Annotated in this window: 13 protein-coding genes; 9 read left to right on the plus strand and 4 right to left on the minus strand. The window is 73.4% G+C overall.

The features are described 5' to 3' along the window. Positions 1 to 12 precede the first annotated feature (12 nt). Complete coding sequence (locus HA073_RS23470; RefSeq protein WP_231915406.1) at positions 13 to 846, plus strand: hypothetical protein; 834 nt, start codon at positions 13 to 15, stop codon at positions 844 to 846. After that, positions 827 to 1,864 (plus strand): 3-dehydroquinate synthase, encoded by a 1,038-nt coding sequence (locus HA073_RS23475; RefSeq protein ID WP_166457296.1) that lies wholly within the window; start codon positions 827 to 829, stop codon positions 1,862 to 1,864. Before HA073_RS23470 ends, HA073_RS23475 begins: the two co-directional genes overlap by 20 nt. Before the next feature lie 101 nt (positions 1,865 to 1,965). On the opposite strand, the gene HA073_RS23480 is transcribed toward HA073_RS23475, so the two are convergent. Next, a complete protein-coding gene (locus tag HA073_RS23480; protein WP_166457297.1) occupies positions 1,966 to 3,156 on the minus strand; it encodes an ATP-grasp domain-containing protein in 1,191 nt (396 codons plus the stop codon). Positions 3,157 to 3,972: 816 nt separating this feature from the next. On the opposite strand from HA073_RS23480, the gene HA073_RS23485 reads away from it, so the two are divergent. Together HA073_RS23485 and HA073_RS23490 are read left to right on the plus strand one after the other, a co-directional pair. Next, positions 3,973 to 7,656: an amino acid adenylation domain-containing protein gene (locus HA073_RS23485; protein ID WP_166457298.1), complete on the plus strand. Its 3,684-nt coding sequence runs from the start codon at positions 3,973 to 3,975 to the stop codon at positions 7,654 to 7,656. A gap of 127 nt (positions 7,657 to 7,783) precedes the next feature. Further along, positions 7,784 to 11,485 (plus strand): amino acid adenylation domain-containing protein, encoded by a 3,702-nt coding sequence (locus HA073_RS23490; protein WP_166457299.1) that lies wholly within the window; start codon positions 7,784 to 7,786, stop codon positions 11,483 to 11,485. Between the two features lie 63 nt (positions 11,486 to 11,548). On the opposite strand, the gene HA073_RS23495 is transcribed toward HA073_RS23490, so the two are convergent. The 3 genes from HA073_RS23495 to HA073_RS23505 are packed head-to-tail and all read right to left on the minus strand — an operon-like array spanning position 11,549 to position 14,572. Next, positions 11,549 to 12,244 carry an HAD-IA family hydrolase gene (locus HA073_RS23495; RefSeq protein ID WP_064445417.1) on the minus strand — a complete coding sequence of 232 codons (696 nt, stop codon included), beginning with the start codon at positions 12,242 to 12,244 and terminating at the stop codon, positions 11,549 to 11,551. 37 nt (positions 12,245 to 12,281) lie between these two features. Next, positions 12,282 to 13,412, minus strand: a complete 1,131-nt coding sequence (locus HA073_RS23500) for a Gfo/Idh/MocA family protein (RefSeq protein WP_166457300.1) — start codon at positions 13,410 to 13,412, stop codon at positions 12,282 to 12,284. After that, on the minus strand, positions 13,409 to 14,572 hold the full coding sequence (locus HA073_RS23505; RefSeq protein ID WP_069088797.1) for a DegT/DnrJ/EryC1/StrS family aminotransferase: 1,164 nt from the start codon (positions 14,570 to 14,572) through the stop codon (positions 13,409 to 13,411). Before HA073_RS23505 ends, HA073_RS23500 begins: the two co-directional genes overlap by 4 nt. Before the next feature lie 332 nt (positions 14,573 to 14,904). On the opposite strand from HA073_RS23505, the gene HA073_RS23510 reads away from it, so the two are divergent. From HA073_RS23510 to HA073_RS23530, 5 genes are all read left to right on the plus strand, one after another. Beyond that, positions 14,905 to 15,336, plus strand: coding sequence for a type II 3-dehydroquinate dehydratase (locus HA073_RS23510; RefSeq protein WP_030500472.1), 432 nt, complete (start codon positions 14,905 to 14,907; stop codon positions 15,334 to 15,336). Positions 15,337 to 15,427: 91 nt separating this feature from the next. After that, positions 15,428 to 15,781, plus strand: coding sequence for a DoxX family protein (locus HA073_RS23515; protein ID WP_030500471.1), 354 nt, complete (start codon positions 15,428 to 15,430; stop codon positions 15,779 to 15,781). A gap of 8 nt (positions 15,782 to 15,789) precedes the next feature. After that, on the plus strand, positions 15,790 to 16,728 hold the full coding sequence (locus HA073_RS23520) for an ROK family protein (protein WP_043329860.1): 939 nt from the start codon (positions 15,790 to 15,792) through the stop codon (positions 16,726 to 16,728). 11 nt (positions 16,729 to 16,739) lie between these two features. Beyond that, positions 16,740 to 17,300, plus strand: a complete 561-nt coding sequence (locus HA073_RS23525; protein ID WP_043329859.1) for an NADPH-dependent FMN reductase — start codon at positions 16,740 to 16,742, stop codon at positions 17,298 to 17,300. A gap of 296 nt (positions 17,301 to 17,596) precedes the next feature. Further along, entirely contained in the window at positions 17,597 to 18,883 is a 1,287-nt protein-coding gene (locus HA073_RS23530) for a serine/threonine-protein kinase (protein WP_166457301.1), read from the plus strand. Positions 18,884 to 18,895 lie beyond the last annotated feature (12 nt).

Here is an 18,895-nt window from a genome sequence, read left to right on the forward strand (position 1 = left end):
CCGTCAGCCGAGGTGCCGTCGTTGGAACGCTGCTGGTTGTTCGCCCGTTCGGCCGTACCGGCCGGCGGCTGCCCGGGCACGCGGCTGACCGAGTTGGTCGGCACCGTCCTGACCGGGCTGGTCGCCGCCGCCCGCCGGGCCGATCCCGGCATGGACTGGTTCTTCGACCCGGAGGACTCCCCCGCCGGGCGGCTGAGCCTCGGCTTCCATGCCGCCCCCGCCGCGCTCGACGCGGTACGGGCGGGACTGCTCGCGTACGACCCGGGAGCTTCCCTCGCCGAGGACCGGTACGTCGTGCGCGACCCCGCGCGGGGCGGCCCGCTCGCGTTCGCGGGCAGCGAACTGGCCCTCACCCTGCTCGGCGGCGACGTGCCCTGGCTGGCCGGCGGCGAGTTGCCGCTGGCCGTGGCGCACCTGCGGCACCTGACCGGGCTGATGCCGGCGGCCGACCGCCTGGCGTTCCTGTTCCTGCACTGGCAGGAACGCAGCCAGCGGCTCACCGGCGCGCAGCGGCGGGACCTGGCCGCGCAGGCCGACGCCGGGGCGGAGAAGATCGTCCTGTCGGCCGGTGACCTACCGCTGGGCGGGGACGTGGCAGTGGCGTGGCAGCGCTACCTGGACCGGGTGACCGACGTGGTGGGCCACGACCACCCGACGGCGCCTCCCGGGTTCCTGCTGGCGCACCACGCGCAGCTCACCCACGATCGGTGGGGCATCCGGCCGGAGGTCGACTCGCTGGCCGCGCTGGCGCTGCGCCTGTCGATGGTGCGGGGCAGCCCGGCCGCGACCGCGCCGGCCCGCGTTCCGCAGAGGAGGCAGCAACCACATGCACACGCCGGTACCTGACCGTCCCGCCAGCGAGCCGGCCCGCGTCGAGGTGGCACTCGGGGAACGGTCGTACCCGGTGCTGATCGGTCCCGGCGTGCGCCACCGGCTCCCGGCGGAGGTGGCGCGGATCGGCGCCCAGCGGGTCGTGGTGGTCTCGGCCCGGCCACCGGAGTGGACGCCCGACCCGGGCGTGCCGCACCGGGTGGTGCCGGCCCGCGACGGCGAGCACGACAAGAACCTGACCACTGTGGAACAGCTCTGCCGGGCGTTCGCCGAGTTCGGGCTGAGCCGGACGGACGCGGTGGTCTCGTGCGGCGGCGGCACCACCACGGACGTGGTCGGGCTGGCCGCCGGCCTCTACCACCGGGGCGTACCGGTGATCCACCTGCCGACCTCGCTGCTGGCCCAGGTGGACGCCAGCGTCGGTGGGAAGACCGCCGTCAACCTGCCGGAGGGCAAGAACCTCGTGGGCGTGTACTGGCAGCCCCGGGCGGTGCTCTGCGACACCGAGCACCTGGGGACGCTGCCGCAGCGGGAGTGGCGCAACGGGTACGGGGAGATCGCCCGGGCGCACTTCATCGGCGCCGGTGATCTGCGTGACCGGCCGGTGGCGGAGCAGATCGCCGCGTCGGTGGCGTTGAAGGCCCGGGTGGTGGCCGCGGACGAGCGGGACTCCGGCCTGCGGCACATCCTCAACTACGGCCACACGCTCGGGCACGCGTTGGAGCGGGCCACCGACTTCGGCCTGCGCCACGGTGAGGCGGTCGGCGTCGGCACGGTCTTCGCGGGCCGGCTGGCCGGCGTCCTCGGCCGGATACCGGCCGACCGGGTGGCCGAGCACCACGACGTGGTGGCGGGCTACGGGCTCGACACCACGCTGCCCGGCGGCGTCGACCACGACGAGCTGATCACGCTGATGCGCCGGGACAAGAAGGCCACCTCGGGCCTGTCCTTCGTCCTGGACGGACCGGGCGGAGTCGAACTGGTCGCCCGCGTCCCCGAGGCCGCTGTGCGTACCGCGCTTTCCGGCATGTGAGGCCGACACCGCCGGGTGCCCGTTCGCCGGCCGGCGCCGCGGGGGCAGCCGGGCCGGCGAACGGATGACGAGCCGCCGGAGCCGAGCCCCGGACCGGCGCGTCAGGTGCCCAGGGCCCGCTGGATCTGCGCCACCAGCACGCCGCAGGCGTACCGGTCCGCGGCCCCGACCATGCCGACGATGGTCGCCGGCAGCGGGCCGTTGTCCGTCTCCGCCGGGTCGTGGTGCATGAACACGACGAACTGCCCCCGGTCGATGAACGGCGCGAGGATCGGTTCGGCGTCGACGCCGGGGGCCAGTGAGAAGAACGTGGTCATGGCGCACGGATGCCGGCCCAGCAGCGAGCTGCGGTGCAGCAGCGAGGTGGTGGCCCCGCTGACCCGGAAGTTCGGGTCGATGACCCGCAGGGCGCCGTCGCGGCCGATCCCGGCGTCGAAGGAGCAGTAGCCCCGGTACCCGAGCGCGCTGGCCTTTCGGACCCCTACGGTCAGCGCTTCGACCAGTTCCTCCGGGGGCTGGTCGTCGTCCATCACACAACCGACCCACGTCGAGGTGGGCTGCGGCAGGTGTACCGACGATCCGAAGTAGTGCACCGATCCGCTCTCGGTCACGCCGAACTGGATACCCCAGATCGTCTGGAAGGGCACCTCCTCCTCGACGATCCACTGCTCGCTCACCTGTTCCAACTGGTTGAACAGGGAACGGTTCCGCCGGTCCGCCAACCGACGGGTGAAGATCGCAATTCCGCTGGACACCTCGACCCCGGCCGGTTTGATGACCGCCGGCCGGCGGTCCCGCGCCACGATCCGACGCACTTCGGCGGGGGTGGCGACCTGCCGGCGGGGCAGGTACTCCGGCGCGACCAGAGTCTCCAGCACGGTCTTGTTGTTGAGGCGGGCGACCAGATCCGCGGGCACCCGGGCGCGAGCGGCCCGCAGCAGCGGGTCATGCGGAGGAAACTGGAACTCCAGCGTTTCGCCCCGCTCGACGGCTTCCCGCGCGTACCGCACCGCCTGCGCGCCGGAACGGAACTTCCGCAGGTCGCTGGGCGTCTTCAGACCACTCCGGCTGAGCAGACGCAGCGACTTGTCCGCGCTGGAGCCGGTGCTGCAGATCGCCGCCGACTGGTGCGGAAGGGTCAGGTGCAGACCCGTGATCATGTCCAGGCCGTTGTGGAGAGCGGCGCCCGCGCCGGCGAGATAGGGGCTGTCGGCGGTGGCCGACGGGTCGGGCGGTCGGGCCAGGACCACCCCGTCGTGTGCGAACACCTGTACCTGGATGGGCGCCTGCATCTAGTCTCCTGACATGCCGGCCCGGTGCGGGCCTCGGGGTGGCGGTGAAACCGGTGCGCCACAGCCACGAACAGCGGAGAACGTGGCCGAAGGGGTGGGCTCCCGGTCCTGATGCGGCCGCTCGGCCGCGAGAGCCGGGCGTGCCGCGTGCACCGACCGGACGGTCGTGAGCTGGACCGGCCGGGGAGCCGGCTGGCTCATGGCCAGCGTTGCGGCGGCGAGGTGCACACCGCCGGTCAGCGGTTGAGTTTCCAGCCACCGACCGGCGTCATGATCGAAAGATCATAGTCACTATGCACTGCCCCGGGATGGGCCAGACAGGCGAACGCGGACGGCTCTTTCGCCGCCGAGGCCGCCGATACTCCTAGCGGGGCCATCGACTCGGGTTGACCGAAAAGCTGTTCTTCAAAAGGGCTGGAGTCGCCGGACGGCGCTGTCGCAGCCTGCGCTGTCGAGTGCCCGGATTCCGACGGCCACGCCCCCTGCCAGCTCACATCGCCGGCCCGGCCTCGACGCGGCCGGCGGGCACCGCCGAAACGTCCCGGGCCTGCCCGGGGAGGAGATCTCCGGCTGATGCGCTAGGGGTCGACGTGCCGATCTCTAGGGGTGTACGTCACTGCACAGCGCTTCGTATGGTCGGGCCCCGTCGGCTCGTCGTTGCCACTCTCAGCGCACCGGATCGGGTGGCCCGCGAGCGGTGCCGCCCGTCGACGCGCCTCGCGCCAACCCCCGCCGTCCGGCGTACGGCATCCCGGCTGACCGATCGTCGCGGCCCTGAGCCTTTCGGTCGTCCCCTTTCGATCGGAGGTCGAGCTGTTGTCTGTCGGGTTCGATGGCGCCCAGGCCGCGGACGGCGCGGTTGCTCTGGAACTCGTGGGGGACCTGCGGAGGCCGGCGGTGTGGCCCGCGCGGGCGGCCTCGGTGCACCGGGTGCTTCCCGCCTGGCCGTCGCGCGTGACACCGGCCGGGCACGTCGTGGTGGCGGGGCTCGTGGCGGTCCTGGCCCGCTGGACCGGCCAGGACGAGGTGGTGCTCGGGCTGGCCCCGGCCGGTGGGTCGGTGGCGCGGGTGGACGTCTCGGGCGACCCGGGATTCGGGGAGTTGGCGGCGCGGGTGGGACTGGCGTGGACGGCGCCGCCACCGGGCCCGGACCGGCCGGACCCGGTGGCGGTGGAGTTCACCGACGGTCCGGTGGCGGAGACGGGACCGGCCGTGGTGGACGTCGACATGGTGGTGCGCGTGGCGGCGGACGGGTCCGTGCTGCGGGTGGACTACGCGGTGGAGGGATTCTCCGCGCAGTTCGTGCGGGGACTCGTGGATCAGGTGGTGGTGCTCGTCTCCGCCGGGACGGCGGCGCCGCAGGTCGCCCTGTCGCGACTGCCGTTGCTGGACGCCGCGGAACGGGAACGGTTGCTGACGTGGGGGCGCGGCCCGGTGCGGGAGATCCCGGGTGAGCCGATCCACGAGCTCGTGCTGAGCTGGGCGCGGCGGTCGCCGGAGGCGGTGGCGGGTGTCGCGGGCGACGAGGTGCTGACGTACGGGGAGCTGGATCGCCGGTCCGGGCTGCTGGCGGCGTACCTGCGGTCGGTGGGTGTCCGTGCCGGTGACGTGGTGTCGGTGGCGTTGGAGCGCGGGTTGTGGTCGCTGGTGGCGGCGATGGGCGTGCTGCGGGCGGGTGCCGCGTACACGCCGATGGACGTGTCGTGGCCCGCGGAGCGGATGCGGGTGCTGCTGGCCGACCACGGCGCGCGGGTGGTGTTGACGGTCGGTGCGGTAGCGGCCCGGATTCCCGCCGGGGACGGGGTCACGGTGGTGGCGCTGGACGACGGCTGGCCCGCGGTACCGGCCGGTGCGGTGGCGGATCTGCCTGCGGTGCCGGTGGACGCGCCGGCGTTCGTCATCTACACGTCGGGTTCGACAGGCACGCCGAAGGGTGTGGTGCTGTCACACGAGAGGCTGGCGAACTTCCTGGCGTGGATGACCGGCGAGTGCGCCATCGGCCCCGGCAGCCGGATGCTGCACTCGGCGGCACCGGTCTTCGACGCCGCGTTCGGGGAGATCTTCGCCGCGCTCACCGGCGGGGGCCGCGTCGTCGTGTGCCCGCGCGACGATCTGCTCGACGCGCGCCGGCTCACCGACCTCGTCAACACCCAGGGCGTCACGCACACGTTCGGACCGGCCACCAACATCGCCCCGCTCGACCCGGCCGCCTGTCCCGGCCTCCGCTGCGTCATCTTCGGCGGCGAGGCCGTCCCGCCGCGGCTGGCCCAGCGGTGGCTGACGGCGGGCACGCGGGTGGTCAACGCGTACGGGCCGGCCGAGATCGCCGTGGCGTGCACCTGGTTCGACGCGTCGGCCGGGTGGGGTGGCGCGTACGTCCCGATCGGCTGGCCGATGCCGAACCGGCAGGTCCGCGTCGTCGACGCGAACCTCGACCTCTTGCCGGCCGGGGTTCCCGGGGAGATCCTGATCGCCGGCTTCGGCGTCGCCGACGGTTACCTCAACCGCCCCGAACTGACCGCCCAGCGGTTCGTCACCGACCCGTACGGCGGCGGGCTCGCCTACCGCAGCGGCGACCTGGGGAGGTGGAACAGCGCCGGAGCGCTGGAGATCCTCGGCCGGATGGACCACCAGGTGAAGGTCAACGGCATCCGCATCGAGCTGGGCGAGATCGAGAGCATCCTCGCCCAGCACCCGGAGGTGGAGACCGCAGTCGTCGTCCGCCGCGAGGACCGGGGCGTGGCCCGGCTCGTCGCGTACGTCACCGGGCGCGACGGCCGCACCCCGGCCACCGGCGATCTGCGCGACCACGCCACGGCCCACTTGCCGAGCTACATGGTCCCCGCCGCCGTCGTCGTCCTCGACCGCTTCCCCCTCGGCGGCACCGGCAAGATCGACCGGAGTGCCCTTCCCGCACCCGGCGCCCAGCGCCCCGACCTCGGCGTGCCGTACGTCGAGCCGGCCACCGAGGGCGAGCGCCTCGTCGCGGAGGTGTTCGCGAGCGTGCTCGGCATCGAGCGGGTCGGCGCCCGCGACAGCTTCTTCCACCTCGGCGGCACGTCGTTGCAGTCCGCCGCCGTCGCCGCAGGCATCGACGAGGCCGCCGACGTGGTGGTGCCCGTCTCGCAGATCCACCGCACCCCCACCCCGCACGAGCTGGCCCGGTGGCTCGCCACCGCCCCCCGCCGTACGGACACCGGCTCGACCGCGGGACAGGCCCGGCAGCGCCCGGGACCGGTCCCGCTCGCGCAGCAGGTGGCGAAGTGCCTGATGTCGCCGCTGGAGGTCGTCGTCCCGGTCACCTGGTGGATCGAGGGTGAACTGGACCTACGAGCCCTCATGGCCGCCCTCGGCGACCTCCACCACCGCCACCAGGCCCTGCACGCCCGCTACCGGCGCACCGACCCACCAACCGCAATCATCCCACCCAACCCCGGCATGCCCCAGCTACGACTCCTCGCCGACGCCGCCACCGAACACGACGCCCTCGACCAACTCGCCGAAGCAGTACAACAACCCCTCGACTACACCCAAGGCCGCAACTGGCGCGCCGCCCTGATCCGAAACAAAACCACCAACCGAATCCTCTTCGGCATCGGCATCCACCACATCGCCTTCGACGGCTGGTCATACGGACTACTCGTCCGAGACCTCACCCACGCCTACACCGCACGACACACCGGCCACACACCCACCTGGACCCACCCCGCACCCACACTGCACCAGTCCCACGACGAATACACCCGCCTCCGCAACGCCGCCGACCTGCAAACCCAACGAACCTACTGGCGCGAACAACTACGCGACCTACCCCGCCAAGGCGAAGGCCCGGCCACCGCGCCCCTGGAGCAGGCCCTCGCCTGGGGACCGAAGGCGGGCCACACCGTCACCGTCACCCCCGAGGTGCTCGACCGCTGGGACCGGGCCGCCCGCGACCAGCGCTTCAGCCGCTCCAGCTACTTCGTGGCGGCCTTCGCCTCGGCGCTGCGCGCCATCCATCAGCAGGACGACATCGCCCTGCTGATGGTGGTCGCCAAACGCGGCAGCCGCGTCCTCGACTCCGCGTTCACCACCCGGCTCAACCTCAACTGCGTGCGGGTGCGCTTCGACGGGCCGCACGACGACAAGCTGGTCCTGCGGGTCGACGAGACGATCCGCGATCTCATGCGGGCCCAGGACGTTCCCTTCGCGGAGACCGCCGACGATCCCGCCGCCGGGCTCTCCGGCGAGGTGGTCGCGAGCCTGCCGACGTTCGTGTTCCAGGACAACGTGGTGGTGCCGCTGGAGCTGCCCGGCTGCCGGGCCGAGGAGGTCGTCGACCCGTACGCCCGGGAGGTGCCCAACGGGCTCACGGTCGAGGTGCTGCCCCGCGTCGACCATGCTCTCCTGCGCGTCACCATCCGCACCGACTACCTGCCGTACAGCTTCGCCGAGGAGCTGAACCACCACATGCTGCGCTTCCTCGAAGACGGGCCGGCGGGTACGCCCACCGCCGGCTGACCGTCCGCCCCTGCGTACCGGACCGCTCGTTGCCGCGTGGCACGCGGCCCGTTGTCCCGAGAGTTCGTGGTTGTCCCTTCCGGCGCACCCCTCTGGGTGGCGCCGGCCCTGATCGGAGGCTGGCTCAATGTCTGTCGGAATCGTCGGTGCGCAGACCACGGATGTCGCTGGGCCCGGCTTCGAGGTCCTCGACCTGATGGGGGACCTGCGCCGGCCGGCCGCGTGGCCGGCCCGGGCGGCCTCCGCGTACCGGCGGGTCGACCTGCCCGTCCCGGCGGGGGCGCCCTCCCCCGGCGCGGTGCTGCTGGCCGGTCTGCTGGGGGTGCTGGCCCGGTACACCGGCCAGGCCGAGGTGGCGGTCGGTCTGTCGTCGGGCGGCGTGCTGCGGGTCGACGTCGCGGACGAACCGGGCTTCGGCGAGCTGACGTCGCGGGTGGCCACGGCGCTGGCCGGACCGGTCGCGCACAGCGCGGGCGCGGCGGGGCCGGTGGTGGTCGGGCTGGTGGACGCCCCGGTGGCCGAGGTGGGGCCGGACGTGGTGGACGTGGACATCGTGGTGACCGTCGCGGGGGACGGGTCGGCGCTCCGGGTGGACTACGCCGCCGACGGCTTCTCGGCGGACTGGGTGCGGGGCCTGGTGGACCAGACCGTGTCGTTGCTGTCGGCCGGGATCCGGGAACCCGGGGTGCCGCTGGGCGCGCTGCCGCTGCTGGGCGCGACCGAGCGCGAGCGGCTGCTCGCGTGGGGCCGGGGCCCGGCCCGCCCGGTGCCGGGTGCGCCGCTGCACGAGCTGGTGCTCGAATGGGCGCGACGCACGCCGGACGCGGTGGCCGGCGTCGCCGCCGGGGAGGTGCTGACGTACGCGGAGCTGGCCCGCCGCTCGGGGGAGTTGGCCGCGCGGCTACGGTCGATGGGCGTACGGCCCGGGGACGTGGTGTCGCTGGCGCTGGACCGCAGCATGTGGACGCTCGTCGCCACCCTGGCGGTGCTGCGGGCGGGGGCGGCGTACACGCCGATGGACGTGTCCTGGCCGGCGGAGCGGATGCGGATGCTGCTGGCCGACCACGGCGCCCGGGTCGTCCTCACCGTCGGCGAGGTCGCCCCGCGTGTCCCCAGACCTGACGGCGTACGGGTCGTCGCCCTCGATGCCGACTGGCCCACCGTGACGGCGGCCGAGGCGGCCGACCTGCCGGTGGTGGCACCCTCCCGGCCGGCGTTCGTGATCTACACGTCCGGCTCGACCGGGACACCGAAGGGTGTCGTGCTGACCCACGAGCACCTGACGAACTTCGTCACCTGGATGCGGGAGGAGTGCGCGGTCGGGCCGGACAGCCGGATGCTCCATTCCTGTTCCCCGGTCTTCGACGTGGCCCTCGGCGAGATCTACACCGCGCTGACCTCCGGTGCCCGCGTCGTCGTCAGCTCCCGCGACGATCTGCTCGACGCCCGCCGGTTGACGGAGCTGATCGCCAAGGAGCAGGCCACCCACGCGTTCTGCCCACCCACGAACCTCGCCGCCGTCGATCCCGCCGACTGCCCCAGCCTGACGTGCGTGACCCTCGCCGGGGAGCCCATTCCGCCCCGCATGGCGCACCGCTGGACGGCCGCCGGTGCCCGCCTGATCAACGCGTACGGGCCCGCGGAGGCATCCGTCGCCTGTACCTGGTACGACGCGTCGAAGGGCTGGCCCGGCGCGTACGTGCCCATCGGCCGACCCATGCCCAACCGGCAGATCCGCGTCGTCGACGCCAATCTCGACCTCGTCCCCATGGGCGTCCCCGGCGAGATCCTCATCGCCGGCGCCGGCGTCGCCGACGCTTACCTCAACCGCCCCGAACTGACCGCCCAGCGGTTCGTCACCGACCCGTACGGCGGCGGGACCGCCTACCGCACCGGCGACCTCGGCCGGTGGAACGCCGCCGGAGCGCTGGAGATCCTCGGCCGGATGGACCACCAGGTCAAGGTCAACGGCATCCGGATCGAACTCGGTGAGATCGAGGCGACTCTCGAACAACACCCGGACGTCGGCACCGCCGTCGTCACCCGTCGCGAGGACCAGGGCACCGCCCGGCTCGTCGGCTACGTCACCGGACGCGACGGCCGCGTCCCCGTCACCGCCGACCTGCGGGCACACGCCGCCGCGGTGCTCCCGCCCTACATGGTCCCCGCCGTGATCATGGTCCTGGACCGGTTCCCCACCGGCGGCACCGGCAAGATCGACCGGCGGGCGCTACCAGAGCCGGGCTCGCGCCGTCCCGACCTCGACGTGCCGTACACCGAACCGGCCACCGACTCCGAACGCCTCGTCGCGGGGATCTTCGCGACGGTGCTCGGGCTGGACCGGGTCGGGACACTCGACGGGTTCTTCCACCTCGGCGGGACCTCCCTGCAGTCCGCCGCCGTCGCTGTCGCCCTCGACGAGGCCGCCGACGTCGCCGTGCCCGTCTCGCAGATCCACCGCACCCCCACCCCGCAAGGGCTGGCCCGCTGGCTCGCCACCGCCCCCCGCCGCCCCGGGGCCGAGCCGGCGCCGTCCGTCACCGGCCGTCCCGGCCCGTCGAAGCCCGTCCCGCTGACCCCGTCCGTCGCGAAGTGCGTCGTGCTCCCCTTCGAACTGGTCTGCCCCACCACCTGGTGGATCGAGGGTGAGCTGGACCTACGAGCCCTCATGGCCGCCCTCGGCGACCTCCACCACCGCCACCAGGCCCTGCACGCCCGCTACCGGCGCACCGACCCACCAACCGCAATCATCCCACCCAACCCCGGCATGCCCCAGCTACGACTCCTCGCCGACGCCGCCACCGAACACGACGCCCTCGACCAACTCGCCGAAGCAGTACAACAACCCCTCGACTACACCCAAGGCCGCAACTGGCGCGCCGCCCTGATCCGAAACAAAACCACCAACCGAATCCTCTTCGGCATCGGCATCCACCACATCGCCTTCGACGGCTGGTCATACGGACTACTCGTCCGAGACCTCACCCACGCCTACACCGCACGACACACCGGCCACACACCCACCTGGACCCACCCCGCACCCACACTGCACCAGTCCCACGACGAATACACCCGCCTCCGCAACGCCGCCGACCTGCAAACCCAACGAACCTACTGGCGCGAACAACTACGCGACCTACCCCGCCAAGGCGAAGGCCGGCCGCAGGAGATCCTGGAACAGACCCCGACCTGGGGCCCCAAGACCGGGCACATCGTCGCCGTCCCGCCCGAGCTGGTACGGCGCTGGGACCGGGCCGCCGCCGAACACCGCTTCAGCCGTTCCACCTACTTCGCCGCCGCCTACGCCTCGGCGCTGCGCGCCATCCATCAGCAGGACGACATCGCCCTGCTGATGATCGTCGCCCAACGCGGCAGCCGCGTCCTCGACTCCGCCTTCACGAGCAGGATCAGCAGCAACTGTCTCCGGGTCCGGTTCGGCGGCCCGGAGAAGGACCTGATGCGCGCCCTCCAGCAGACCGCGGACGAGCTGATGGCCGCCCAGGACGTCTCCTTCCTGGAGATGGTCACCGACGACCCGGTCCTCGACCTGCCCCGCGAGGTGATCAACAGCCTGCCCTCGTTCGCCTACCAGGACAACCTCGTCCTCCCGCTGGACCTGCCCGGCTGCCGGACCGAGGAGGTCGTCGAACCGTACGCCCGGGAGTGGTCCGGTGCCTGCGTCGCCGAGGTGCTGCCCGGCGACGAGAGTGTCCTCCTGCGGGTCACCATCCGTACCGACCTGGTCCCGGCCCCCGCCGCCGAGATCCTGGCCACCGGCATGCTGCGCTTCCTGGAAGCCGGCCCCGAGGCGGTCAGCGACACACGCTGACCACAGCCTGGCGGCAGCGCGCCGGGCTGCTCACGTGAGCAGCCCGGCGCGCTCCGGTCCGGGTCAGTGGACGAGGGCCGCCGGGCAGTGCGCCAGCAACTCCGCCGGGGCGTGCACGACCAGGTCGGGGCCGGCGGCGAGCAGCGCGGCGATGTCCCCGCCGTGCCACGTCGTGGCGACGGCCGTCGCCCCGGCGTCCCGGCCGCTGAGCAGGTCGATCACCGCGTCGCCCACCATCATGGCCTCGTGCGGCGGCACGTCGAGGTTGCCCAGTGCCTGGAGCACGATGTCCGGGGCAGGCTTGGGACGGGCCACCTCGTCGGAACCGATCACCTGGCCGAAGAGGCCCAGCACGCCGAGTTGGTCGAGCAGGGAGCGGGCCCTCGGGCCGGCCTTGCCGGTGGCGATCCCCATCCGGATGCCACGCGAGTGCAGGGTCTCCAGGGTCTCCCGGACGCCGGGGAAGAGCGGCACGAGGTGGGCCATCCGGTAGCTCTCGCGGACGAACGGCCCCTCCATCTCCAGGGGCAGCCCCATCAGGCGCATGATGTCCGGGAAGTACCGGCCCATGTGCCGGTTGTACTCCTCGAACGGTGCCGGCCCGTCGCCCACCACCTCGGCGTACGCGATGCTGAACGCCTCACGCATGACGGCCGAACTGTCGACGATGACGCCGTCGAGGTCGAACACGACCGCGCGGATCGGGCCGCGCGCCGGCGACGGCGGGGTCACCTCGACTGTGGACGATGGACGGCTCATGGCTGCTCCCGGAAGGGGTTGGGGCCGACGGTGGTTCTCACCCGGCGCGATGGCCCACCAGTGCGTGCTGGCGCTCCGGCCGGGTGGGCCGGGCGCACTGGTAGATCCGTTCGATGATGTCGATGGTCCGGCGGGCCTCGGCGACGGCCGCGCCCCGGGCGGCCGGGTCGGCGAGCAGCCCGGGCAGGGCGTCGAGCTGGTGGTCGTACTCCGCGCCGATCGGCTCCCCGGGCAGCGGCAGCTGCGCGGTCCGGCCGTCGCGGGTACGCGTCAGCACCGGCGTGGGCTCCCGGTTGGGACTGAAGCCGAACGTGCAGCGCAGCGTCGCCGACCCCGCGGCGCCGTGCACGGTGACGGTGGTGCGGTCCAGCGACTCGTGCGAGGCCCAGCAGGCGTGCAGGGCGACGGAGGCGCCGGTGTCGGTGAGCAGGAACCCCCGGGCGGTGTCCTCGACGTCGCCGGGAACATGGCCTGCGGTGTCGGCCCCGCCGCGCCAGGCGGCGTGGGCGGCGCTGTCGTTGACGAAGTCGTCCGAGACGCTGCCGATCGCGTGAGTGACCCGGGCCGGGCCGAGCAGCGGCAGCACCGTGTCGAGCAGGTGCCAGCCGAGGTCCACCAGCGCGCCCCCGCCGGACTGGTCGCGGCGGGTGAACCAGCCGCCCGCGTCGGGCACCCCTCGGGCGCGAACCCAGGCCACATCGACGTGCCGGATCGGGCCCAGCCCACCGGTCACGTCGGCCAGCGCCCGGACGTCGGCCCGGTAACGGGCAGCGCTGCCGGCCAGCAGCACCGCGCCGCCGTCGCGCTCCGCGTCGGCCAGGATGCCCGCCTCGGCGGAGGTCAGGCAGACCGGCTTCTCCAGGAACACCGGTACGCCCCGGCGCAGCAGCCGGACGGCGACGACCGCGTGCAGGTGGTTCGGTACGGCGACCACCGCCAGGTCGACCGTTCCGGCGGGCAGGTCCTCGACGTCGGCGTACGCGGACGCGACGGCGTGCGTGTCGCGGGCCTGATCGCGCACCACGGGCTGCGGGTCGACCACGGCGGCCACCTCGAAGCCGGGGTGTGCGGCGAGCCGGGGCAGCCAGATCTCCCGCCCGGCCCAGCCGAGGCCGACCACCGCGACCCGCACCGGCCGGCCGGCCGCGGCCGGGGGCCGGGCCGTCATCCGGCGAGGATGTCGGCGAGCACGGCGGCGATCTCGTGCATCTGCTGCTCCGTGCCGAGCAGCGTGCGGTGGTGCAGCCAGAGGCAGTCGGAGTGGATCTGCTCGGTGTTGGGGCAGCGGGCCGCGATCTCCTCTACCGACTCGTCGGGCGCGCCGGCCTTCCAGAAGCCCTCGCACCGGTAGATCGCCCGGAACGCCACGAACGCCGGGACGCCCCGGGCGATGAGCGCGTCCACCACGGCACGGCGACGCTCGATGCCGATCCCGGGGATACGGAACATCGCCATGTAGTGCGGGTTGCGGTCGGTGCGGGGGTCGGTCGCCTGCGGCACGACGCCCGGGATCTCGGCGAGCAGGCTCGACAGCAGCGGCCAGCGCTGCTCGCGCAGCGCGATCTGCTCGTCGAGGCGGGTCAGCTGGGCGCGTAGCACAGCGGCGGTGAACTCGCTCATCCGGTAGTTCGAGCCGGTGGTGCTGTGCAGGTATTCGCGGTCGGTGCGGGGACGGCCGCAGCTGTGCACGAGGAATGCCCGCTCGCGCAGTTCCTCGTCGGGGAAGACGACCGCTCCGCCCTCGCCGGCGGTCATGAGCTTGCCGTTCTGGAAGCTGAAGGCGGCCACCGAGCCGAGCGCGCCGGCCCGCCGGCCGCGCCACTGCGCGCCCTGGGCGTGTGCCGCGTCCTGCAGCAGAGCCACCCCGGCGTCGGCGGCGAGCTTGTCGAGCGCGTCCATGTCGGCGAACTGCCCGGCCATGTGCACCGGCATGATCACCTTGGTACGGGGGGTGATCGCGGCCTCGACGGCGGCGGGGTCGACGCAGTAGGTGTCCAGGTCGACGTCGACCGGCACGGCGACCGCGCCGAGACGCTGCGCGGCCAGCGAGGACGAGATGAACGTGAACGCCGGGACGATCACCTCCGTACCGGGGCCGACGCCGAGCACCTCCAGCGCGACTTCCAGCGCGTGGGTGCCGTTGGTGACGGCAAGCGCGTGGGGGCTGCCGTGGTAGTCACCGAACTCCCGCTCGAAGGAGTCGACCTCACTGCCGCCCATCCGCCACCACTGACCCTGTTCGAGGGCGCGGATCAGTCCGGTTCGCTCCTCGTCGCCGTACTGCGGCCACTCGGGGAACTCGGACACCGTCGAGGGCTGACCACTCATGACTTCCCACTTCCCAACTCGGGCAGACCAGGGGCTTGGGCGGACCATCGGGCGGGACGACCCGAGACCGCCGGTGCGCGGGCCGGGCGCAGCGGAGCACCGGATGGCCGCGCGGTACGTGACGCCTCCGTCTGGAGCCGGCGGCGTCGCTTCAGCAGGGAGGACGGTAACCGACGCGGATACGCGGTCACCGCCCCTAACAGCCCCTAGCCACCCCTTAGTCCGCCGTGCGTCGGGCGCCGCCGGTTCGCCGGGAGCCGTCGGCGTAGTAAGACTGCGGTGACCAGTCATCAGGCTCTGCGGGACCAGGGCCGTGCCCCACGAGGTGAAGCGTGTCGGACGTGCTGCTGCTGAACGGCCCGAACCTGGGCATTCTCGGCCGGCGGGAACCGGAGATCTACGGCACCGACACCCTGGACGACATCGAACGCGCCGTCGGCGAGGAGGTCGCCGCCCGGGGCTGGGGTGTGGTCGCCGAGCAGCACGACTGCGAGGGTGCGCTGATCCGTACGATCCAGAACAGCTACGACACGGTGGGCGCGATCGTCAACCCGGGCGCCCTGATGATCGCGGGCTGGAGCCTGCGCGACGCGCTGGCCAACTACCCCCGGCCCTTCGTCGAGGTGCATCTGTCCAACGTGTGGGCGCGGGAGAGCTTCCGGCACGACTCGGTGATCGCCCCGCTGGCCAGCGGGGTGATCGTCGGGCTCGGAGCGCTGGGCTACCGGCTGGCCGCGCGCGCCCTCACCGCGACCGTCCGATGACGACCGGGCACCCCGCCGTCCGCTGCCGTGGGCGCCGGCGTGCCGGCGGTACGGTCGTCCGCACGTCCCGACTCTTCCCGAAGGACCTCACGTGGAGATTCCCGTCCTCGTCCTGACCCTCGTCCTCGCGGCCGTGTTCGCGGGCACCGCCGTGCCGAAGCTCACCGGGCAGGCACAGATGCGCGAGCGGATGGACCACCTAGGCGTCTCGCCGGGGCTGACCCGCGTGCTGGGGGTGCTGGAACTCGCCGCGGTCGCCGGGCTGCTGCTCGGCCTGCTCTGGCCGCCCCTGGGCATCGCGGCGGCGATCGGTCTCGCCCTGCAGATGACGGGCGCGGTCGTCTACCACGCCCGGGCGAAGGACCCGGCCGCGACGATCCTGACGCCGGTGATCTTTGCCGTCGCCGCCCTGGCGCTCGTCTACCTGCACGTGCGGCTGGGCTGAGGCCGGCCGTGTCCGGTCCGCAGCGCCACGGCGGCGTCCTCGGCATCGACGTCGGCGGCACCAAGGTCGCGTTGCACGCGGAGGCACCCGGGCGGCCGGCGTACGACCGGACCTTCCGCTGGCCCCGGGGGGCCGCCGACCCGGCCGACGACCTGACGGTGCTGGCCGTCGAGGTGGACCGGCTGCTCGACCGGTGGGGGCCGGTGGACGCGGTCGGGGTTGCCATGCCGGCGACCACTGACACCGGGGGCACCGTCACCACCTGGCCTGGGCGCCCCGGCTGGGCGGGCCTCGACCTCACCGGCGCGCTGCGCCGCCTCTTTCCCGACGCGGCGACCGCCGTCGCCGACGACGGTGATCTCGCCGCCCTGGCCGAGGCGCGCTGCGCCGGCGCGGACGACGTGGTCTACCTGGGCGTCGGCACCGGGATCGGCGGCGGCGTCGTGCTGGCCGGCCGGCCAGTGCCGGGCCGGTCCTCCGCCGAGATCGGCCACATGGTCGTCGCCCTCGACGGTGAGCGCTGCGACTGCGACCGGCACGGCTGCCTCCAGTCCGTCGCGTCCGGCCCCGCCACCCTGCGCCGCGCCGCCGCCCGCCGGGGCGGCGAGGTGGGCTTCGACGACCTACGGGCCGGACTCGACGGGCGCGAGCCCTGGGCGGTGGCTGCGGTCGAGGAGAGCTGCCGGGCGCTGGCGGCGGCGGTGGTGAGCCTCGGCGAGATCCTCGATCCGGCGCTGGCGATCGTGGGTGGCGGGTTCGCCGCCGGCCTGCCCGGCTTCGTGCCGCTCGTCGCGCAACGGGCACGTCGCGCCGGCCGGCCCGGGCGCCCGGCGCCACCGGTGCGTCCCGCCGCCCTCGGCGGGCTGTCGTCCCTGCACGGCGCGGTGGAGCTGGCTCGTGACCTGACCGGCACGTCGGCTCCCGCGCGCCCCGTCCCCATCGCCTAGAGGAGAGCAGCATGGTCAGGATCGGTGTCATCGTCGGCAGCACGCGACCCGGCCGCAAGGCCGACGCCGTGGCCCGCTGGGTGCGCGACGTCGCCGCCAAGCGGGGCGACGCCACTGTCGAACTGGTCGACATCGCCGACTACGCCCTGCCACACTTCGACGAGGTGCTGCCGCCGTCGATGGCGCCGTCGCGACGCCCGGCCGTACGCCGCTGGGCGGCGACCGTGGCCGGGTTCGACGGCTTCGTCTTCGTCACGCCGGAGTACAACCACTCCATCCCGGGCGCGCTGAAGGATTCCCTCGACTTCCTCTACCAGGAGTGGCAGCACGCCGCCGCCGGCCTCGTCAGCTACGGCGTGCACGGCGGCACCCGGGCGGCGGAGCACCTGCGGCTGGTCCTCGGGCAGCTCGGCGTCGCCGACGTCCGCTCCCAGGTCGCGCTCTCTCTGACGACCGACTTCGTCAACTTCCGCGACTTCCGGCCGGCCGCGCACCACGAGCAGGCCCTCGGCACCATGCTCGACGAGGTGGTCGCCTGGGCCGGCACACTGCGGACGCTGCGCCGGGCCTGACGCCGGTGCGGCTGCGCGGGCCGGCGACCGTGGTCGGGCACCGGCATCGACCCGCTGGCACGGCACGGCGGGAAACGAGTTCGCGCCGGCCACGGCGGAGGACGAAGGGACACCCTGGAGGGACGCCCGCCGTCGTAGGCCGGGCCGGCCCGCGCAGTGCGGCGACCGCCACCGCGAGGACCACCGGCGGTGGTGGCTTCCACCCATGATCGGCTGTCCTCTGTCGTCGCTGCGGCATGACACGATGGCCGTGCCCTGCGCCGCCGGTGGCCGGGCACGACACTGATGGAGTCGGGATGTCAGAACTGGCCGGCACGCCGGTGCCAGGATTGGCGAAGCTGTGGACGCACGACCCGGTCACCGCCGGCCGGTATCGGCTGCTCGGCCGGCTGGGCGCGGGTGGGCAGGGGGTCGTCTACCTCGGTGAGGACGACGCTGGTGACCGCGTCGCGGTCAAGATGGTCAACGTCGACCTGACTGATCCACGGGCGCGGTCGCAGTTCGTGAAGGAGATCGCCGCCGCGCGCCGGGTCGCTCCGTTCTGCACCGCGCAGGTGCTCTTCGCCGAGGTCGACGGCGAGCGTCCCTACGTGGTCAGTGAGTTCATCGAAGGCCCGACCCTGCACCGGCACGTCCGCGAACGCGGCCCGGTGACCGGTAACGCCCTGCACCGGCTCGCGGTCGGCACTGTCACCGCGCTCGCCGCGATCCACAGTGCCGGCGTGGTGCACTGCGATCTGAAGCCGGACAACGTGGTGCTGGGCAGGGACGGCCCTAGGGTGATCGACTTCGGCATCGCTCGCGCGCTGGGCGTGACCGAGACGGCGTCCAGCCGGGTCATGGGGACCACCGCGTACATGGCACCCGAGCGGTTCCGCAACGACGCGGTCGGTCCGCCATGCGACGTCTTCGCCTGGGCGGCCACGATCGCGTTCGCTGCCGGTGGCCGGCCACCCTTCGGCGATGATTCGCTCTTCGCCGTGATGCACCGGGTGCTGCACGATCCGCCCGACCTGCCGGCGTTGCCTCCGGTGCTGGACGAGCTGATCCGGGAGTGCCTGGCGAAGGATCCGGCGGATCGGCCGGGTGCCGAGCAGGTGCTGGTGCGGCTGCTGCGGCAGGACGCCACGGCCACCGTGCCGCTACGTCGGGAGAGCCTGCTCGAGGTCGGCAACGAGACCGCGGGCACGCCGACGCCGAACCATCCCCTTCCCCGGATCACGCCGACGGCACCGCAGCCGCGCCCGACGCAGCCACAGCCACAGCCGACGGTGCCGACCCAGGCCCGGCCGACGCAGCCGGCACACCCACGGATGACGACCCAGCCGGCGTACCTGCCGGCGACGGAGCCCGGCGTCGGCGCCGGGTCCGGCGGCGCGTTGCGGCGACTGCGTCGTGAGGCCCTCGACGCCTGGGGCATCTCGACAGCGCTCTTCCTCGGCTCGGCCGGCGCCGCCGCCGGCTACGTCGCGTCGAGCGCGATCGGCCCGGCCGCCGCAGTCGGGGCGGTCGCCTTCGTCGTGGTCTACCTGGTCCGGCTGCTGGTCGCTACGGCGGTCGGGGGACGGTCCGACCGCCCGTGACGCCGCGGCAGG

Origin of the sequence: Micromonospora sp. CMU55-4, assembly GCF_011602315.1 — a bacterium.
Classification (GTDB): Bacteria; Actinomycetota; Actinomycetes; order Mycobacteriales; family Micromonosporaceae; genus Micromonospora; species Micromonospora chalcea.

Coding starts and splice junctions, on each gene's coding strand:
- HA073_RS23495 (WP_064445417.1), bottom strand. CDS start 12,244: ATGAGCCGTCCATCGTCCACAGTCGAGGTGACCCCGCCGTCGCCGGCG.
- HA073_RS23475 (WP_166457296.1), top strand. CDS start 827: ATGCACACGCCGGTACCTGACCGTCCCGCCAGCGAGCCGGCCCGCGTC.
- HA073_RS23490 (WP_166457299.1), top strand. CDS start 7,784: ATGTCTGTCGGAATCGTCGGTGCGCAGACCACGGATGTCGCTGGGCCC.
- HA073_RS23480 (WP_166457297.1), bottom strand. CDS start 3,156: ATGCAGGCGCCCATCCAGGTACAGGTGTTCGCACACGACGGGGTGGTC.
- HA073_RS23500 (WP_166457300.1), bottom strand. CDS start 13,412: ATGACGGCCCGGCCCCCGGCCGCGGCCGGCCGGCCGGTGCGGGTCGCG.
- HA073_RS23530 (WP_166457301.1), top strand. CDS start 17,597: ATGTCAGAACTGGCCGGCACGCCGGTGCCAGGATTGGCGAAGCTGTGG.
- HA073_RS23505 (WP_069088797.1), bottom strand. CDS start 14,572: ATGAGTGGTCAGCCCTCGACGGTGTCCGAGTTCCCCGAGTGGCCGCAG.
- HA073_RS23525 (WP_043329859.1), top strand. CDS start 16,740: ATGGTCAGGATCGGTGTCATCGTCGGCAGCACGCGACCCGGCCGCAAG.